Source organism: Flavobacterium sp. TS_SC_5 (genome assembly GCF_056156265.1).
This window is the reverse complement of the sequence record NZ_CM149588.1, coordinates 1,032,580-1,052,703: the sequence shown is the minus strand read 5'-3', so window position 1 is coordinate 1,052,703 and position 20,124 is coordinate 1,032,580. Positions and strand designations below refer to the sequence as shown.

The window sequence follows — 20,124 nt, the reverse complement described above, 5'->3', positions numbered from 1 at the left end:
TATAAATTCTGTGGGATTAGACCAGATAATTGCGGACTGTAAAAGAAATTACCCTAAAGCTCAGGAACAATTGTACCAGTTGTTTTCTAAAAAGTTTTTTGGGGTATGTTTAAAGTATTCCAGTAGTTATGCGGATGCCCAAGACAACTTACAGGATGGATTTTTAATCATCTTCAAAAAAATCGAACAGTTTAGCGGCAAAGGGTCTTTTGAAGGCTGGCGAAAAGAATAATGATCAACAATGCGCTTCAGAAGTACAAAGGAATTCGGTTCATGGAGATTATAAATGACAATATTCCTGAGGAAGAAGTCGAAATTGAAGACGAGAATATTTCTATTGACTATTTGATGCAAATTATTCAAGAATTACCCAATCAATACCGATTGGTTTTTAATCTCTATGTTCTTGATGATTATTCCCATAAAGAAATAGCAGAAATGCTTACCATTACTACAGGAACAACAAAATCAAATCTTGCCAGAGCTCGGATGATATTAAAAGAGAAAATAGAAGCATATACAAGAATCGAAATAAAGTCATTGGCAAAATGAACGATAAAAAAAATATAGACCGGTTTTTTCAAGAACGATTCAAAGATTTTGAAATGTCTCCCAATGAACAAGTTTGGGAAAATATCCAAACTGAATTAAAAAAAGAGGAGAAAGAGCGAAAAGTAATTCCGTTTTGGATAAAATTCCCGGGGATTGCAGCCGCTTTCTTATTGGGTTTATTTGCTTTGAACAGTCTTTTGAATAACAAGCCAGATAGTCAAAACGGTATTGTTGTATCGCCAGAAATTTTAAAAAGTTCTTCGGAAAGTAGGGATTCTATTATTGAAAAGAAAAGTAACCCATTAGAAATTAAAAATGCTAGTTCAGTTGTTATAAACAATACTAAAACGGAACAAAAAGATGGAAAAGAATCTACATCCAAAAATCAACCTGAGATCCATTCGAAAAAGAAGAAAACTCAAGCTAATGCTGTTGTTTATTTACAAAAAAATCATCCTTCGGTAAAACAAGAAACAACAAACAGCACGGAACTTTCGACTAAAGTGATTATCGCTGAAACGAATAATGCATCAGATCAAACCTTGGAAAAAAAACGTTTAAACGAGACTGAAAACACTAAAATTGCTGCGACAGATGCTAAAGAACAGTCATTAAATACAGTTGAATCGCCAAACGAATTAGAAGAAATCCTTAAAAAGAAAAAAGAAGGAAAAGAAGAAGTTGTTGTTCTTAGTTCAAAAAACAAGTGGCAAATTACTCCAAATGTTGCTGATGTATATTTGAATTCGAATTCAGGAGGTTCCGCTATTGACCCAAATTTTTCAGAAAATCAAAAAACGACCGATAACAGCTTAAGTTTTGGTGTTGGGGTAAATTATGCTGTTTCTAAAAAAGTGACCTTACGAAGCGGAATTAACAAGCTCTCGCTGGGATATAATACGAATAACGTAATGTACTCGACAGGACTGGCAAATAATAACCTGGCGAATATTAAATATACGTCAACTTCGTTAATAGAGATTAAAAACGAATCGAATTTGAATATGTTGTCCCTATTTGAAATCAACTTACAAAAAACAACTACAGGAACTATCAATCAAAAAATGGGGTACTATGAAGTTCCACTAGAGGTTTCCTACGCTATTTTGGATAAAAAATTTGGAATTAACCTTATTGGCGGTGTAAGTACATTATTTCTTAACCAGAATAAAATTTCGCTAGTTTCCTCTGAAACTAAAATTACATTAGGAGAGGCACGTAATTTGAATCAAATTAATTTCAGCACTAATGTTGGCGTTGGTTTTCAATACCAAATCATGAAATCATTTAAAATAAATTTTGAACCCATGCTGAAATACCAGATGAACACGTTTTCAAGCAATTCAGGTAACTTCAAACCCATCTTCGTTGGGTTATATTCTGGAATCAGTTACAGTTTTTAATGACATCAGCATCAAAAGCTATAAGTTGATTGTATATTATTTCACGAACTTCCTCGCGAACTTCCTTGCGATCAACACCTTTTTTTCCTGAAGTCTCTATGTGAGAATGCATTTTGACACGCATAATTCCCGGGCTTCCGCTAAAAAAAGTATAGGAGAATCTTTTTTTATTATCGGCAAAAGTAATAGGGACAATAGGAATTTCATGTTCTATTGCCAAACGAAAAGCACCATCTTTAAAAGTATCCAAAACTACGGATTCATCATCCGGAACACCGCCTTCGGGGAAAATACAAATGCTTAATCCTTGATTGATTCTTTTTTGAGCGCGGTTAAAGACTTCCAGTCTGCTTTTTGAAGAATTTCTATCAACCAAAATGCAGGTTCTTTTATAGAAAAATCCAAACAAAGGAATTTTTGATAATTCTTGTTTTCCTACAAAAACAAACGGATTTCTAGTCAAGGCGAGCATCAGCATAATATCGACCATAGAAGTATGATTGGCAACAATCATGTAACTTTTTTGGAATTCCATATCTTGTATTTTATCAATTTTGTAATAAAATCCCATTCCAAAAAGAATGAATTTTGCCCAGATGCGCGCCATTTTAAAAAAATAAGGATAGCCGCTTTCCGTCAAAATAGACAATACCAGAAAAGGAAACATTACCACTATGGGAATAGTCATCAAAATGTAAAACCAGATGCGCCACAAAACCCAAAAAACAATTTTTATTCCTCTCATAGGTTCAAAAGTAAGAAATCAGATGTTATGATGCTCAAAAAATATTATTACTCTTTTAACACATGAGTCATCTTAGTTTATAATTTACTGGTCAATTATAAATTGCTCTTTTAACCATCAACACAATAAAGATTTAAACGACTTATTTGGTGAAAATAAATTAGATATATGATTTAGAGAAGTTCATTTTTATAATTTGCAAATTTGCGATAAAAAATAAAAAACTTTGCGAACTTTGCGGTCAAGAAAAAATAAATAATGGCAAAAATACTTACAGGCGTTCAAAGTACTGGAACACCGCATTTAGGAAACTTACTTGGCGCAATCATTCCCGCAATAGCATTATCAAATAAACCTGAAAACGAATCGTTTCTTTTCATTGCCGATTTGCATTCGATAACGCAAATAAAAAATGGTGAAACCTTACGAACCAATACCTACAGTACCGCTGCAGCTTGGCTAGCCTGTGGTTTGAATGTGGATAAAGTAGTTTTCTACAGACAGTCAGATGTGCCGCAAACAGCGGAATTATCTTGGTATTTGAGTTGTTTTTTTCCTTTTCAACGCTTGACATTAGCGCATTCTTTCAAAGACAAAGCCGATAGACTGGAAGATGTAAACGCTGGTTTGTTTTCGTATCCAATGCTGATGGCTGCCGATATCTTATTATACGACGCAGAATTAGTACCTGTAGGGAAAGACCAATTGCAACACGTTGAAATCACTCGTGATGTAGCCTCGCGTTTTAACCACCAAATGGGAGAAACGTTTGTACTTCCCGAAGCCAAAATTCAGGAAGACAGCATGTTGATTCCAGGAACTAATGGCGGAAAAATGAGCAAATCAGCGAATAATATTATCAATATTTTTCTAGATGACAAAGCGTTACGCAAACAAGTGATGAGTATTGAAACCGACAGCACGCCGCTGGAAGACCCTAAAAATCCTGAAACTTGTAATGCATTTGCTATTTATTCTTTATTAGCAAATGAAGAACAAATTGCGGCAATGAAAACCAATTACCTTGGTGGAAATTATGGTTATGGTCATGCGAAGCAAGCATTGTTTGAGTTAATTTGCGAAACTTTCAAAACCGAAAGAGAAAAATACAAGTATTACATGAACAACCTTCCTGAAGTTGATGCTTTACTCAAGAAAGGTGCCGAAAAAGCTACTGCTGTTGCTAATGGAGTTCTAGCAAAAGTGCGCGAAAAACTAGGATTCGAAATATAATTACATTTCTAAGATAACCTCAGATTCGCAGATTAAAAATTACCCTAATCCTCGAATCTGAGGTTATTTTTGTTTTACTTCGTCTCAAACAATTTCCCTGGTAATGGCTTTTTACCTAATAGCGCACGTAAAAGAGTGCTCAATGACATTACGTTAAAAAAAGATGAACTCGATTTTGTAATTCCGACGAAGGAGGAATCTCATTAGTTGCTCACTTTATGTGATTTATACAGTTGAAAGAAATGACAATAAAATCTTTCAACTTAACCACATTGAACGAGCGCTAGTGGGTGTTTTCACAATACTCCTACTTTAGAAAGCCGCATTGTAAACGCTATGTTTTTGTATAAGGTAAGTAGCCACTCGTTGAAAACGAGCGCCACTGGAGTGGAAGTTATTTTCCTAATTCTACAAAATGTTCAGTTATTCCAGAAGCAGTTTTACTTTTAGCTGTAATTCCTAGTTTTCCTTTACCATTAAAGTTAGAATTAAATTTTACTGTTACAATTGATTTCGCTATTGAACCATCGATTGAATTTTCTACTTTTAAAATTTCCATATTACCAGATTCTACAGTCCAAAAAAATTGAGCGTCAGATGGTTTATCATTTTTGGAATAAAATGATGATGCAAATTTTATGATTTCATTTGGTAAGGCATCATCAGTTCCATCTACACATATAAAAACTGAATTATCGGTTCCAATGGTAAATCCGCAATCAGTAACACTTTTTGGATTTTCTAGTATAGTTTCTGATTCATCATTATTAGAACATGATGTAACTATTGTAATAAATAAAAATAAGGAGAGAAAATTAAAATGCTTTTTCATAAGTATTTCCTTTATAATGTTAAAGAACCAAAATGTTTCAGGACTACTTTTTAAACCGAAAAAAATCATCAATATATCTAAAGAAGATATTTTTTACACCGTTCAAATATAAAATAAAATTTTATAAATTTCATTTCGATAAGAAAAAATGATTTTCAATTTGATAATTTCATCTTCCTAAAGTGAGTGTTTTTTCATTATTCCTTTTTTACAAAAAGTTTAATAGGCTTAATAATGTATATTTTCATTTAGGCGGTTTCAAAGAGCCTTCTTTAGATTAACTAGGTGTCAATGTCTATGGTAGTTCATTGTGTTTGAAATGGATTTAATGTGGTTTTTGATAGTAGACACATAGCCTCATCGCTCGGATATGTCTCTATTTAAGGTAGCGCGGAATTGCGTTTCGTACCCATAAAGTTGAGCAAGCAAGACAAGTCAAAGAGCTATATTCTTTAAGAAGTTATAGCTTTTCTTGAAAGAAAGAAGATTTATTTTTTGAAACTTTCAAGTTGTTTTAAATGAATTATTGCAGATTTATTTGAGTTGCCTATTAGTGTGGGCACGGTTTGCAAAATCTTATGTTGTATATGGCTTAGGCCTACCTGTTTTTAAAAACCTGTTAGGTCTAGACAAACCGTAGCGCTTGCAAAGCGGATTTGTTAGTTCACCTCTGTTTTCCTTTGAATAAATTTAGTGTTTTTTATCTAATACAAAGTAAAGGCGGATTTTCAATCCGTGCATACATAGTAAATAGACAACATGAGAAAAAAAGAATGAGACTGACAATTGGATTGGGCACGGATTGCAAAACCACGCTATCGGGGTTTTAGGAAGAGTGGAAGAGAAACTGGGATTTGAAGTTCTTTAATTATTAATAAAAATAGAAAATCTCTTTAATAAAAGTTGCTTTTATTAAAGAGATTTTATTAAAAAGTATGTTAATGAGATTATTATTAAAATATTGGACTCATATTTCAACTAAGGAACTATTGGTTTGTTTTTTAACGCCTAAAATCCAAATTTCTTGTTTATATTTTCCGTTCACCTTACTAGCATATAAATTTAAGGCTGATTTATAGGTTTTATTTTTGCTAACATAAACATATCTAAGGTTATTCTTTGGATTAACAAAGTAATAAGCTTGAACACCTTTTCTTTTTAATTTTTTCATAAATTTAGTAGCATTAGAAGGCCTTTGAAATACACCCGCTACTAAATAATAATCTTTTTTGAATGAGGCTCTTTTTAAATTATTTCTATGTTTTATTGATTTTTTACTGTAAACAACAGTTTTTTTACTTAAACTGTTGTTTATAGTTTTTGATGAAATTTTAACTTCCGCACTATTTTCACTTTTGACAAAATCATTTTTTGGAGCTACATTAACTGTTTCAACACCTTTTGCTTGTTGAACAACTGCAATTTCTTTTTCGCTTAAATTCAATTCTACATTATGCACTTTTTGATTCGCTTCAACATAAAATTCTTTTTCTTGGTTTAACTCTTCAGGAGAAATTACTTGAATAGGAGGGGTAACTTCAACAATAAAAGCGTTAAAGAAAACAAAATAACGGTCTCCGAATGTTTTAAAGTTAAGAGTAGCTCCATTTACATTATTCTCAATAACAGAATTATTTGGATTTTGAATGGACATAATAAATGAATCATAGCCCAATGTATTCTTACTATTAGGAACCCTATCAGAAAAATTATTATCATCTAATGTAATTGAACTATTGAAGATATTCACTTTATCTCTATTTGTATCCGATAATTTAGTAAAGTCTAATGCATTGTCAGATTTAAAGGAAAGCTGATCGCCTCCAAGGTTAAAATCCCCCTCTAAGGCAGCACATGCTACTTTAGCGTTTATCTTACCAACAGGTAAGGTTTGAAATCCTGAAAAATTAATATCAACTGGCGTCTTTGTAACTCCTGAAAACCCGTCATAAGTGGTAATAAATTTACCAGACATGCTTGTATCTTCGTAGATAAAAAATATTGACCACCCTGCAGAATACCGCCACTTAGCACACCAACCGTTGATTTAATATTTGCAACGGTGTACATTCCTAGTGGTGAACTTGATTTTTTTACTAATTCTGTAATATCAGCGTACATCGCATAAGGTGCACTTTCACTAAAATTAGAATCCTTCACTCCATCAAAAATTAAATTTCCATGAACTTCATTATATTGATTTTCATTAGGTAACTTAATCTTGATTTTATCAAAAGATTCTCTTGTGGTATCGCTTGCTGTAAAAATATTAATTCCAGTTCTTTTAGAACTCTTGGTTGTATAAGTTGCTGACCAGTATAATCCAGCATAAAGTATTTTTTTTTGCTCTGGTTTATCTAAAATTAATTTTGCACTACTAGATGAAAATGTTGTTTTATCAGTATCAATGTCAATATACTGCATATCAAACTCATCATTTAATTTTGTTTTTGAATCTATTTTATTGTAGGGAGTATTTGGGCTGTTCAAAAATTCTTGTCTATTAACAATGTTATTGGCAATCATTGTCATATCACCTTTGACATACATTTGACGACGCACCGAAAAAGGCACAGCTACTTGGCTAAATATTTCAGTAGAAATAAAAAAAAATAGTAGAAGGGGAATAAATTTTTTATTCATTTGAAACAAATTTAATTTTGTATTACCAATCAAAAATTATTGAAATATATTAATAATTTTACAATAGTAATAATTATTTCTTAATAAACACTGGATTTTTGTTAATAAGTTTATTTAAAATGTTTAGTGATTTTGATTTTTTGGTTGTTATCAACATTTTTAAGTTAGTACTGTTGATAACATTGCGATCAAATCGCCTCAAACAATTTTCCCGGTAAAGGCCGAATCACGCCTTTCAACTCCATATTCAACAACATTCCTGAGATTTTATAAATAGGAAAGTCACAGCGCAAAGCTATAATATCCATAAGTTCTTTCCCGGTTTTCAGGAGGTAATCGTATACTTTTTGCTCGTCATCATCCAAAGAAACAAAGAGTTGTTTCTGTACGGGTTTGGATTCTTTTTGAATATCCCAATTCAAAATATAAATCAAATCAGCAGCACTGGTCAAGACATTTGCTTTTTGAGTTTTTATTAGATTGTTGCAACCCTGACTGTACTTATCCGTAACACGCCCCGGAACGGCAAAAACATCACGGTTGTAATCATTGGCCATATTTGCCGTGATTAATGAGCCTCCTCTATCTGCTGATTCAATAACGATGGTCGCTTCGGACATTCCCGCAACGATTCTGTTTCTTTTAACGAAATTTTCTTTATCAGGATTGGAAGAACTCCAAAACTCGGTCATAAAACCTCCATTCTGCTCCACTTTCGAAACATATTTTTTATGGGTTTTTGGGTAAATTTGGTTCAAACCATGCGCCACCACGCCTATCGTCTGTAAATTATGTTCCATCGCCAGTTGGTGCGCAACAATATCAACGCCGTAAGCAAAACCACTCACGATTATAGGATCAAGAGGAGCCAAATCTTCAATCAGTTTTCGGCAAAATTCAATTCCATAGGAGGTAATTTGGCGCGTTCCTACAATACTGATTATTTTTCTGTTTTTTAAATTAATGTTTCCCGATGTGAATAATAAAAGTGGTCCGTCAATACAATGTTTCAAACGTTCGGGATAGTCTTCTTCTTGGAAATAAACCGCATTGATTTCATTTGTTTTTATAAACTCCAGTTCTTGATTTGCTTTTTCGAAAACGGATTTGTCTTTTAAATTTTTCAACAAAACAGACCCTACTCCATCAATAGCAGTAAGTTGCGATGCTTTTGTATTAAAAACGGCTTCTGCAGTTCCAAAATGAGTCAGCAGTTTTTTAGCCATTATGTCGCCCACACCTTCTATTCTTTGCAATGCCAATAAATAAAATAAATCCTGCTCTTTCATATGTAGATAATGCTTGTTTTTTATTGGAATATGGAATACGCCAGTTTAAAAAAATCTTTATTTGTATTTGTATTACGATTAAACATGGCTATTTCATGCTAATTATTTGAGAGTGAAATGTATAAATTTTTATGCGGATTGTTAATAAAAATTGTGAATAAAATTTTGATAACTATTTTGGTTGTATAACTTTGTAAGTATGAAAATCGAACAATACATCGCGCAGCTTTTATACCGTTATCAATGTGTTACCGTTCCTGGATTTGGAGCATTTTTGACTGAAATCCAATCGGCAAAACTAAACGAAAGTACAAATTCATTTTCTCCACCCAAAAAAATGATTGCTTTCAATGCAAATCTGAAAAACAATGATGGTTTATTAGCCAATCATATCGCTTTAGCAGAAAAAACTTCTTATGAATATGCCGTAAGTAAAATTCAATACGAGGTATTTAATTGGAAAAAAGCATTTGAAGAAAACGAACTTATATCAATAAAAAATGTAGGTGATCTTCGTTTGAACTCAGATAAAAACATTGTTTTCACGCCTTACGATCAAACGAATTATTTAACCAGTTCTTTTGGTTTGACTCCTTTTGTTTCACCACTCGTTAAAAGAGCAATCTTCGAAAAAGAAGTGGAAGCAATTGAAGAAAAAGCAACCATCACAATGGTTCCTGAACAAACCAGAACAGTAAATCCATATTTAAAATACGCCGCTATTTTTGTGTTAGGATTAGGACTTGCAGGAAGTGTTGGTTATCCCATGTATCAAAACCAAATCGCCTCAGAAACAATACTTGTTGAAACTGCTGTTCAAAAACAAGTTCAAAGTAAAATTCAGGAAGCTACTTTCTTCATCGAAAGTCCAGTTCCTGCCGTGACACTTTCTTTAAAGTCCGACAAGGAAATGAAAATGCCGTATCACATTATGGCTGGAGTGTACCGAGAAGAGAAAAATGCAAACAAAACGTTGCGAATTTTAAATCGCCTAGGATATGATGCCAAACGGATCGCTCCCAATAAAAACGGTTTTTTTCCAGTTTTGTATGGAAGTTACGCCACATTTGCTGAAGCAGAAAAAGCTAAAAAAGAAATCAATGAAAAGCACAATCCAGAGGCTTGGATATTGATTCAATCACTATAAAAACAGAAACCCTATTCTCACCGAATAGGGTTTTTTAGTTTTAACACTTTCCAGTTTTTAATTCAAACTTGCTTTATACATTCTTGCCTCTTCCCAAGAAAATTTCTGTCCATGTTTATCCATCAATGTATTCAGTGATTCTTCTTTATATCCAGCAAAAGCGGTTGCTAAATCCTGCATTTTATCCTCCGGTAAAACTTCCGAAATTGATACCGCTTTGGTTTGTATCAACTTCACAAAATGCGAGTAAATCGTTTGTTTCGTCAGCACTCTGATGGTCGCAATATCCGTGATTGATTTCTTTTCTACCCACAATTCATAGGTTTCCTGAATCGTTGATTTTTTAGGCACTGCTGTTTTGGATTTCTTCGCACTGTAACGTTCCACGTCCCGATCGTCTTCAATCAGTGTAATGTTTAATTCCTTGAACTGATTTTGTATGGCTTCCGTTTTACGGCTGATGTAATTTTTAATGTCTGAAGATGTCAATTTCTCTTTAGAAATAGTTTCGCCCGCAACAACGGTTTCAATCAATAATTTGGCCTTCATTAAGCGCAGAACGGCTTTGGTTTGCAACTCTTCCAGCACGATTAATTCATCGTAAAACGCTTTTACTTTTTTGATGCGTTTTACTTCTTCAATTTTCCAAAGGATTTCAAAAACCAAATCGTCCATTGGTTTATAAAAATAACTGAGAGCGGCTTGAATACGCTCCGAAATATGATTCAAATCAACAGTTTCCTGGCCAAAAAGTTTATTCAATTGAGATATGAATTTTTTGGATGGATCCAAAAGCTGTTCGATGACTTCCGTTTGCTTTTTGGCCCAAACGGCATGTTTGGATTTCTCCGATATTTCTGATTTTTCATTGTAACTGAATTTATGATTGCGCCATTCCTGAGCCAAATCACTCCAATCAAATGTGTTTATCAGATAGTTATGGATAAAATTTTTAGTTTCAAAATGCAACGCATTCTCTAAAAACGAATCCGAAGCTTTGTTCAAGGAATAATTCATCACATCCTGATCGTTTGAAATGCCGTTCATGCGCAGTGGAGAAAGTAAAATAAGCCCTTCTAGCGAACGTAAACGCGATAATGCAACATATGCCTGTCCTGGAAGGAAAACTTGCGAAACATCGAGCGCCGCTTTATCAAATGTCAATCCCTGACTTTTGTGAACTGTAATTGCCCACGCCAATTTGATGGGATAGTGCACAAAAGTTCCCAAAACTTCTTCTTCAATTTCTTTAGTGGTTTGATCTACTTTATAGCGGATGTTTTGCCATTCGTATTTTTCGACTTCTATGGTTTTGTTTTCTTCTGGAAAGTGAATCAGAATTTCCTTACCTGCAAGGGATTTTATAACACCCATCTTTCCGTTGAAATAATGCTTATCAAATGATAAATCGTTTTTTACAAACATGATTTGAGCACCCACTTTCAACTGCAGTTGTTGTTCCACGGGAAAAATCTTATCTGGAAAATCTCCTGTTATTTCAGGATTATAAACCACTAACTTCCCTTCTAAGTCTTCCAAAGCCTGCGCATTCATAGAATCGGCTTTGTTATTGTGCGTCGTTAATGTGATGTACCCTTTATTTGCCTTTAAATCAAAATCGGGTTTTACGTATTGGTTTAAGGTTTGAATGTCCTGCTGGGAAATTTGGTTGTTGCGCAGATTATTCAAAACTGAAATAAATGTATCATCTGTCTGGCGAAAAATCTTAGATAATTCAATGTATAGCGGTGGATTTTGCTGCACGACGTGCGAGTGGAAAAAGAACTTTCCTTTGTAATACGTTTTCAGCGTACGCCATTCTTCATCCCGAATTACCGGTGGCAACTGCAACAAATCTCCAATGTACAAAACTTGAACACCACCAAAAGCAGTACTTTTCTTGCGTACCGTTTGCATCATATAATCCATAGCATCAAGTAAATCAGCCCGAAGCATACTCACTTCATCTATAATCAACAATTCCATATTGCGAATCACAGATTTCTTTAAACCGCTCATTTTGAAATGTCTGCGTAAGGTTGCTTTTGTTTCAAATTTAGTACTTTCGGAAAATTGAGGTGATGAATTATCCGGAATAAATCCGCCAAACGGCAGCTGGAACATAGAATGAATCGTTACACCACCGGCATTTAGCGCGGCAATTCCCGTTGGTGCCACAACCACTGTGTTCTTATGCGTGGTTTGTATAATCTCCCGTAAAAGGGTGGTTTTTCCCGTTCCTGCTTTCCCAGTCAGAAAAACGGATCGTTGAGTTTGGTTAATGAATCTTAAGGTGTAAGCGGCGGCTTCTGAAATCGTTTGCATGAGGCGTGTATATATTAAGCTAAAGTATTTAAAATTAATAATACTATTTTAATATTTGAAAACATTTTATGTTAGTAATTCCAATCTTTTTAGCCCCGATAGTAGCGGAAATCCTCGAACTTTAGAAAGTGATTTTTTTCTGACCGGAAAAGAGCTACCAACGGAAGCTCCTTTTATGGGTAAGAAAAAACACTTGCTAAACGAGAGATTACTTCACTATACTTTTATTTTAATTGGAGTTCAGTGAACTTCGTTTACAGCGGCTAGCGCGAAATAGCTTCAAAAAAAATGCCTCCAATCTAATTATAGACGAAGGCAATTTTTTGAATTAATAGTAAAAAAATTATTTTTTAGCTTCTGCTTTTTCTTCCGTTTTAGCAGGTGCTTTGTATTTGTCGTTCAAACCTTTGATGATTTCTTTTGTGATATCAAATTTGTCCTCAGCGTAAAGAATTGAAGCTGCATCCCCTGTACCGTAGATGTATGCATATCCTTTTTCCTTACCGTAGGCTTTGATAAATTTTTTCACGCCGCTTACTAAAGAATCCATTTCTTTTCCGCTTTCTTGCTGCAATTCTTGAGACAACGCTTGTTGCGCATAACCTAATTGCTGCTCTTTCTTTTGCAATTCAGCACCTTTTTGTTGTGCCCATGCTTGGCCATTTGCTTGTGCTTGAGCTTGAAAACTAGCAGCTTCTTGTTTGAAACGATTAATTTCAGCTTCTAGTTGTCTTCCTTTTTCCTCTGCTTTTGTTTTATATTTCGCTTCAAGGTCTTTCGCCTCTGTGTATTGTTTCATTAATTCCGAGGTGTCAACATAAGCTGTTTTTACTTCCTTAACTGCTTCCGCTGGTTTGTTACAAGCAACAATTGAAATTGATAATGCGATAATTACTAATGCTTTTTTCATTTTGATGAATTTCTAGTTTTGAGTATTGGTGACAAAAATATAAAAAAATAGGTAGTATTGACATAAAGTTTACAAAATGCTACTTTTTTATGATATAAGATTTTATTATTGTGATTAATGAATGTATAATTTATGACTATTAAAAATGGACTTCATATCTATTAATTAAAAGAAATACTTTTAAAATTCAATAATAACATTCGATTTAGCCAAAAAATGCGCTTAAATACGCTTAAAATGATTTTTACTTGTTTTTTAAGATGTAAATATGTGAAGAATACTCGAAATTCTTCTTCGCTTTCCAATTCGACTGTAAACCGATGAAAAAGGCTTTTGCATAATTCATTTTACCTGTTTTGTATTTTTCTGAAAGTAAGCTGACGTAAAAAGAATCGAATTTCATAGGAAGCACTTTTTCCAATTTCATTCCTTCTTTTTCGAAAAGGATTTTTATTGCCGTTTTAGAGAAATGCCAAAAATGAATTGGCACATCATAAGCAGCCCAAAACTTACCGTAATGTTTTGCATCGAAAGATTTGAAATTTGGAACAGCAATTATTAAAGTTCCATCTGGTTTTAATAAGCGTTTCAGTTCTTTGATTTGGTTTTCCAAATTAGGAACGTGTTCCAAAACATGCCACATCGAAATCACATCAAAAGAATGATTGTCTAATTCGCTGGTTTGTCCAACAAAAGAAACTCCTTTCTTTTTTGCAATTGCTTTTGCTTTTTCACTTGGCTCCACTCCTATCGTATGCCAACCGTTTTCTTTGCCTACAGATAAAAAATCACCAGTTCCGGCACCAATGTCTAGAATGCTTCCTTTATTCGGTTGTAATGAATTAATTAAATTCAATTTGTTTTTTAGCGCGATAGTTTTTACAAAATGATATGCTTTTTCAAATAAAGACCGTTTACTATCCGTGTGCGAAATATAATCAACGCTTTCGTAATATTTTCCCAACTTTTCTAAACTGGGTTGCGGAGACGTAATCAGCATGTCTAATTTTGCGTCATGGTATAAGTCGAAAATTTCCTGAGAAACAGAATAATCTTTAACGGTTAAAAAAGGCTGTTGGTTTGAAATGTCCATTAATTAATAGTGCTTATATATTTAAACTAAATTCTGAAAACACCAACGGATACTTTCAGGGCTGAATTATTTATTTTTGTGATTGTTCAATTATAGCAAGGATTCACAGCGTAGTTTCACGTGGAACAAATTGATTTAAGAATAAAGATTAACGATTTCTGATTCCAGATTTAAATCAAAAATCGTTAATCCAATATCTGCAATCTTAAATCTTATCGTCCCATATAAATCAACAATACAGAAACATCACTTGGTGAAACACCACTGATTCTTGATGCTTGAGAAATGGTCACTGGACGGATCTTACTTAATTTTTGTTTTGCTTCAATCGACATTGATTTAATTTTCTCATAGTCAAAATTCTCAGGAATTTTCACATCTTCCAATCGAAGTAGTTTATCTGCGTTATTTCTTTCTTTCTCAATATAACCAGAATACTTCACTTGGATTTCGGCTTGTTCCAAAATTTCTTGATCCAAATCATTCTCTGCAACATAAGTTGCAACCTTATCGAATTTCATGATGTCTTCCAAATCAATTTGCGGACGAGAAAACACTTTGAACATTTTATCCCCTTGCGTAATCATTGCCGTATCTTTTGATTCTAAAATAGGATTTGCTTCCGCCACCGAAACGCTGGTTTCTTTGAAGAATGCAACCATCTTTTCAGATTCGTTTAATTTGTGTTCCATTCTGCGCAAACGCGCTTCTGAAGCTAAGCCTATTTCATGTGACATAGGCGTCAATCTGAAATCAGCATTGTCCTGACGCAACAATGTTCTGTATTCTGCACGAGATGTAAACATTCTGTATGGCTCTTCTGTTCCTTTCGTGATTAAATCATCAATAAGTACTCCGATATATGCTTCGTCTCTTTTTAAAATTAACGGCGCTTTTTCATGCACTTTTAAATGCGCGTTTATTCCTGCCATCAATCCTTGAGAAGCCGCTTCTTCATATCCTGTAGTTCCGTTTATTTGTCCAGCGAAATACAATCCTTCAATAAGTTTTGTTTCTAACGTATGTTTCAATTGTGTTGGCGGAAAATAATCATACTCGATGGCATAACCCGGGCGAAAGAATTTCACCTTCTCAAATCCAGCAACAGAACTCAACGCTTTGAATTGAATATCCTCAGGAAGCGATGTAGAGAAACCATTTACATATACCTCGCACGTATTCCATCCTTCCGGCTCCACAAATAGTTGGTGTCGTTCTTTATCTGCAAAACGATTTATTTTATCTTCGATCGAAGGGCAATATCTTGGTCCTAGACTTTTTATTCTTCCGTTAAACATTGGCGAACGATCAAAACCTTCTCTTAAAATATCGTGAACATCAAGAGACGTATACGTCATGTGGCAAGATCTTTGATGAACCAATGGAGAAGTTACATCCGAATAAGAAAATTTATCCGGTTTCGCATCTCCTTTTTCCTCGTTCATTTTCGAATAATCCAAAGATCGTCCATCTACTCTTGGAGGTGTTCCCGTTTTCATTCGACCCGATTCAAAACCTGCGGCAACTAAATCTTCGGTAATTCCGTGGGCAGCACTCTCGCCTGCTCTTCCTCCTCCAAATTGTTTTTCTCCAATATGGATCAAACCATTTAGGAAAGTACCATTGGTCAACACAACAGATTTAGATCGAATCTCTACTCCAAGTGAAGTTCGAATTCCTTTTATTTTTCCGTTTTCAATAATCAAACCCTTAACCATTTCTTGATAAAAATCAAGATTAGGAGTTCCTTCCAGCATCATTCTCCACTCCTCAGCAAAACGCATACGGTCACTTTGAACACGTGGCGACCACATTGCAGGACCTTTGGATTTGTTCAACATCTTGAACTGGATTGCAGTTCTGTCGGAAACAATTCCAGAGTACCCTCCGAGCGCATCAATCTCACGCACAATTTGTCCTTTGGCAATTCCGCCCATCGCTGGGTTGCATGACATCTGTGCAATATTCTGCAAGCTCATAGTCACCAATAAGGTTTTTGAACCCAGGTTTGCGGCAGCGGCAGCAGCCTCAGAACCGGCATGGCCAGCACCCACCACTATCACATCATATTCATTTAAAAACATCTTCTTTTATAATTTAATCCTTGTTCAGGATTGTAATTTTGAAATCTATATTTTGTTCCACGTGAAACATTGCGAACCTATTTTCAAACCAACTCTATATGTTCCACGTGAAACACTTTTGACTTGAAAATTTGAAAGACACTATTGTTCCACGTGAAACATAGCGATTTTTTCATCTTCTTTAGAACGCATTAAAAGCTCTTCGGCTTCACCTTTGTCCTTGTAGCCACAATAATGTAAAATGCCGTGAACCAATACACGCTTTAATTCCTCTTCAAAAGAAACATTAAAATCAGTAGCGTTATCTTTTACTCTTTCGATAGAAACAAAAATGTCTCCGTGCAATTCATTACCCATAGAATAATCAAAGCTGATAATATCCGTTAACGTATCGTGATCGAGATACTCCATGTTAATTTTATGAAGATACTCATCATCACAAAAGATATAATTTATCTCTCCTTCTTTCTTGTTTTCCGAGGTAATAACATTTCCCAACCAAGCAGCTGTAGCTTCTTCGTTGTCTAAAATAAAGTCGGTTTCGTAATTAAAATTGATCATTTTTTATTAAAATATTCTTGAACCTTTTGATTAAAATTCGAGCGCAAAGGTAAGGATTGTCTATTTAATATTTCTATGCTATTTAAATAATCTAATAAAGCAGCCGGCAGCGCATTAGATTGATTATTAAACTCCTTTTTATTAGTTTCTGATTGGCGTTTGTTTTCCTCTCCTTGTTGCTGAATGGCAGAATTCAATTTCAATAGTTCCTGTTTTACATTCAGTATCTTTTGAAGTGTTTCGTTCTTAAAACCTTTATTCAACAATTGTTTTTCAATTTGCTTCATTTGTTCCAAAGTGCTTTGTCCATTTCCACCCAATCCTTGTTTGTTCAATTCGTTTTGCAATGCTTCACGTAATTGTTTTTGCTCTTTATAAATTTCCATTATAGCTTGAGCGTCACCTTCGCCACCCTCACCGTCTTGACCTGATTCCCCAGGCTTACCTTGCTTGCCGTTTTGTCCCTTTTGACCTTCACCAGGCTTCTCGCCTTTCTTTATTCCGTCTTTCATTTTCTCGCCAAGACCTTCTTGTTTTTTAATAATATCCGGCAATTGCATTCCTTGTCCTTGACCCGGTTTCGGTTTACCAGAACCCATTCCTGACATTTGCATTTGCATATTGTTAAGCATATCACTTAGGAAATCTCCTAATTTGTTAGCCGCAGAAATGGTATATTGTTGATGCGACAAACCTTTTGGAACTTGAGCATCTGTTAAACTGGACAAAGACTTATCTACGTTGTAAACTACATTGCCAATTTCTTTAGTAATATCCTCCGCAATTTTAGGATTGCGCAACGACATCGCAAACAAACTATCATCAACATGCTTGAACTGTTGTTTTAAATCCTGTTGCACTTTGATGTTTTTATTGAACGCTGGAGATCCTGATTTATGCTTTTTAAATTGGTTCATCAAGTCTTCTTGGGATAAAGAAAATGCTAATAGGTTGTCCAAGATTTGTCTTAACATGGCAACATCTTCCTCCAACTGTTCCATCTCACCTTGCTCCAAAGTTTGCGACATTTTTTGCGACATCTCTTTCATTTTCTTAGATGCGCTTTTTTGATTTGGCTTAGCTTTATCTTTTTTGTCCTTCTTCAATTCCTCAGAGGCTTTCTTTAAATCTTCATCAATACTTTTTTCTTTAGAATCGTCTTTAGGTAAATCCAAAGGTGATTTTAATTCCTTGTTTTCTTTATCCAAATCATTTAAATCTTCTTGGATTTTGTTAAACTCACTATTAATATCTTCTTGCTTGTCTAGTTTGTTTTCCTTTTCATCACTAGATAACTTATCTTGTTTCTCAGAAAGCTTGTCCAATTTGTCTCCTAATTGTTCCGCTTTCTTTTCTACATAAAACCTCTTTGTCAACTCTACTAATTGCTCTAAATTCTTAGTTTGGTTTTTACTGTTTTGTTTGAATTTATCCAACTTAGTCAACAACTCTTCATTCTGAATTTTATCGTTTAGTTCTTTCAATTCATCTAAAAGTTTCTGGTTTTTTTCCAATTCCTTTTCCGCTTTGTCCATTCGTTTTTGAAGCTCTTCTTTTAATTCATCCTTCTTATCGGTTTTGAATTGCTCAAAATTATCGTTCATTTTTTTAGTGAATTCCTTCATCATCTCATCTTGTTTCATTTGACGCTTGATGAAATCATTTAATTTTTGCTGATCTTTGAAATCCAGATTTTCTTTTTCTTTACCGGTTTTTTGCAACTTCTCCATTTCAGAGATTTGCTTATCCTGATTTTTTAAAGACTTCTCTAAACTATTGATATTGTCATTTTGCTGCTGCAAAATTTGATCTTCTTTTTCTTCATCTGTCGAAACACGATTCGAGAAAACAGAAGACTTTGTACTTTTGAAATTATGGATTGCATCGTTATCAAAAACTTCAAAATAATAATCATAAGACACGCCTTGCTCTACCGGAAGATTACTTGGAAACGAAAACACGAATTGATCAAAAGCACTCTTCTTAATAGAAATTGTTCCACGTTTAGCAGTTTGTGGTTTCTCTCTTTCGTAATAAACAATCTGAAGTTTAGACAATCCATAATCATCGGAGATTTGACCTAAAACATAATTCTTAGCCACCTTCAAACTGTCTGGTGCATTGTTCACATTGATTGTTGGGAACTGATCTTTGACAATAGTAAGCTGATAATTGAGTTTTTCATAGTTTTTTACCTTATCATTTGAAGTAAGGATTTGATAATCTGTGTTTTGAACTATATTTTTTGAGAAAACAAAGGTGTTTTCTGTTTTTGAAAAAGTAGCTTTCGAGATTCCATCCATCCACACTACATTTTCTGTCGCTTGTGTATTCATTTTCCAAGTGACACTCGTTCCTTCCGGAATAACAGCATTTCCTGTTCCTTTGATAGTTTCTGATTTTTTATTCAAATAAGAAGGAAAGTTTAACTGCATTTCAAAATTAGCAATCGATGGAACAGTTATCACTTTCAATTCATAATCCGGAGAAGAAATAGCATTTCCCTCCACGTGGAACAAAATATTTTCTGAAGGCTTTGCCATCTTAAATTGAAACTCTCCCGCTTTAGATGATTCCATAAAATAACTTTCATCATCAATAAAAATCATCGCATTCTCAGGAGCTACTTTCCCTTCGGTTTTAATTCGAAGAATAAAATCCTTTCCTTGTTCAGTTTGTAAATTAGAATTAAGAACTACAAATTTAAATGGTGCAGGTGGCAAAAAAGTCGAATTGAAGTGCACTACTCTATTCAAACTTTGAGAAATCATATTGCTGTTTCCAGAGAAGTAAAAAAAAGCAAATAACAATATTGGAATCAAAGCCAAAGGGAAATATTTCCTGTTAACATTATAGTTTATCGCGTTACCAAAAGGAATTGGTTGCAACGCATTCGCTTTTTGTTCAATCGATGCAGCTAATAATTCCGATTTGATTTGATGCTCATTCGGATTTGATAATTGTAAAAAGTTAGTAAGTTTGTCACTCACTTCCGTAAAATGATTTCCAATAATTGACGAAGCCTGATTGTAATCGATTCCTTTTTGAAGTTTGAATAATTTAAAAATTGGAAACAAAATAAAACGGAACAACAGATACACTTCTACTCCAACGAAAGTCCAAAATAAAATGGTTCTTCCCATTGGCTTAAGCCAAAGAAAATATTCAACAAAAAGCGTAAAAAGCAAATACAACAATCCTAAACCGACAAAGAAAATAGTTCCCCGTATCAATTCGTTGGTGTAAAACTTCCTGATGAAAGCTTCTAATTTCTGATAAATAAATTGCTGATTTTCCAAAATTTATA

14 protein-coding genes and 1 pseudogene are annotated in these 20,124 nt (G+C 34.1%); 4 read left to right on the top strand and 11 right to left on the bottom strand.

Annotated elements, in window-relative coordinates; all coding sequences use genetic code 11:
• Nucleotides 1–10 precede the first annotated feature (10 nt).
• Nucleotides 11–552 (top strand): annotated as a pseudogene (locus AC0J6S_RS04760) (RNA polymerase sigma factor).
• On the top strand, nt 549–1,955 hold the full coding sequence (locus AC0J6S_RS04755) for a hypothetical protein (RefSeq protein ID WP_474955670.1): 1,407 nt from the start codon (nt 549–551) through the stop codon (nt 1,953–1,955). Before AC0J6S_RS04760 ends, AC0J6S_RS04755 begins: the two are co-directional and overlap by 4 nt.
• On the opposite strand, the gene AC0J6S_RS04750 is transcribed toward AC0J6S_RS04755, so the two are convergent.
• Entirely contained in the window at nt 1,939–2,700 is a 762-nt protein-coding gene (locus AC0J6S_RS04750) for a lysophospholipid acyltransferase family protein (RefSeq protein ID WP_474955669.1), read from the bottom strand. The two genes, AC0J6S_RS04755 and AC0J6S_RS04750, sit on opposite strands and share 17 nt — an antisense overlap.
• Nucleotides 2,701–2,958: 258 nt before the next feature.
• On the opposite strand from AC0J6S_RS04750, the gene trpS reads away from it, so the two are divergent.
• The gene (gene trpS, locus AC0J6S_RS04745; protein WP_474955668.1) at nt 2,959–3,933 is read left to right on the top strand and encodes a tryptophan--tRNA ligase; all 975 of its coding nucleotides are present in this window, start codon (nt 2,959–2,961) and stop codon (nt 3,931–3,933) included.
• Between the two features lie 394 nt (nt 3,934–4,327).
• Here trpS and AC0J6S_RS04740 read toward each other — a convergent pair whose 3' ends face one another.
• The 4 genes from AC0J6S_RS04740 to dprA form a co-directional block, all read right to left on the bottom strand.
• Nucleotides 4,328–4,765 (bottom strand): hypothetical protein, encoded by a 438-nt coding sequence (locus AC0J6S_RS04740; RefSeq protein ID WP_474955667.1) that lies wholly within the window; start codon nt 4,763–4,765, stop codon nt 4,328–4,330.
• A gap of 967 nt (nt 4,766–5,732) precedes the next feature.
• Complete coding sequence (locus AC0J6S_RS04735) at nt 5,733–6,740, bottom strand: SPOR domain-containing protein (RefSeq protein ID WP_474955666.1); 1,008 nt, start codon at nt 6,738–6,740, stop codon at nt 5,733–5,735.
• Entirely contained in the window at nt 6,635–7,408 is a 774-nt protein-coding gene (locus AC0J6S_RS04730) for a hypothetical protein (RefSeq protein WP_474955665.1), read from the bottom strand. Before AC0J6S_RS04730 ends, AC0J6S_RS04735 begins: the two co-directional genes overlap by 106 nt.
• A gap of 188 nt (nt 7,409–7,596) precedes the next feature.
• Entirely contained in the window at nt 7,597–8,697 is a 1,101-nt protein-coding gene (gene dprA / locus AC0J6S_RS04725) for a DNA-processing protein DprA (RefSeq protein WP_474955664.1), read from the bottom strand.
• 199 nt (nt 8,698–8,896) lie between these two features.
• Between dprA and AC0J6S_RS04720 the strand changes: the two genes are divergently transcribed.
• Nucleotides 8,897–9,844: an HU domain-containing protein gene (locus tag AC0J6S_RS04720; RefSeq protein ID WP_474955663.1), complete on the top strand. Its 948-nt coding sequence runs from the start codon at nt 8,897–8,899 to the stop codon at nt 9,842–9,844.
• Nucleotides 9,845–9,901: 57 nt separating this feature from the next.
• On the opposite strand, the gene AC0J6S_RS04715 is transcribed toward AC0J6S_RS04720, so the two are convergent.
• The 6 genes from AC0J6S_RS04715 to AC0J6S_RS04690 all read right to left on the bottom strand — a co-directional run bounded on the left by AC0J6S_RS04715 (nt 9,902) and on the right by AC0J6S_RS04690 (nt 20,116).
• Nucleotides 9,902–12,169: a helix-turn-helix domain-containing protein gene (locus AC0J6S_RS04715; protein ID WP_474955662.1), complete on the bottom strand. Its 2,268-nt coding sequence runs from the start codon at nt 12,167–12,169 to the stop codon at nt 9,902–9,904.
• Between the two features lie 343 nt (nt 12,170–12,512).
• Nucleotides 12,513–13,079, bottom strand: coding sequence for an OmpH/Skp family outer membrane protein (locus tag AC0J6S_RS04710; RefSeq protein ID WP_474955661.1), 567 nt, complete (start codon nt 13,077–13,079; stop codon nt 12,513–12,515).
• A 244-nt stretch (nt 13,080–13,323) separates the two neighbouring features.
• Complete coding sequence (locus AC0J6S_RS04705) at nt 13,324–14,172, bottom strand: class I SAM-dependent methyltransferase (RefSeq protein WP_474955660.1); 849 nt, start codon at nt 14,170–14,172, stop codon at nt 13,324–13,326.
• A 212-nt stretch (nt 14,173–14,384) separates the two neighbouring features.
• Nucleotides 14,385–16,256, bottom strand: coding sequence for a tRNA uridine-5-carboxymethylaminomethyl(34) synthesis enzyme MnmG (gene mnmG, locus AC0J6S_RS04700; protein ID WP_474955659.1), 1,872 nt, complete (start codon nt 16,254–16,256; stop codon nt 14,385–14,387).
• Nucleotides 16,257–16,397: 141 nt separating this feature from the next.
• Nucleotides 16,398–16,817 (bottom strand): rRNA maturation RNase YbeY, encoded by a 420-nt coding sequence (ybeY, locus tag AC0J6S_RS04695; RefSeq protein ID WP_474955658.1) that lies wholly within the window; start codon nt 16,815–16,817, stop codon nt 16,398–16,400.
• Complete coding sequence (locus AC0J6S_RS04690; protein WP_474955657.1) at nt 16,814–20,116, bottom strand: hypothetical protein; 3,303 nt, start codon at nt 20,114–20,116, stop codon at nt 16,814–16,816. Before AC0J6S_RS04690 ends, ybeY begins: the two co-directional genes overlap by 4 nt.
• Between the last annotated feature and the right edge of the window lie 8 nt (nt 20,117–20,124).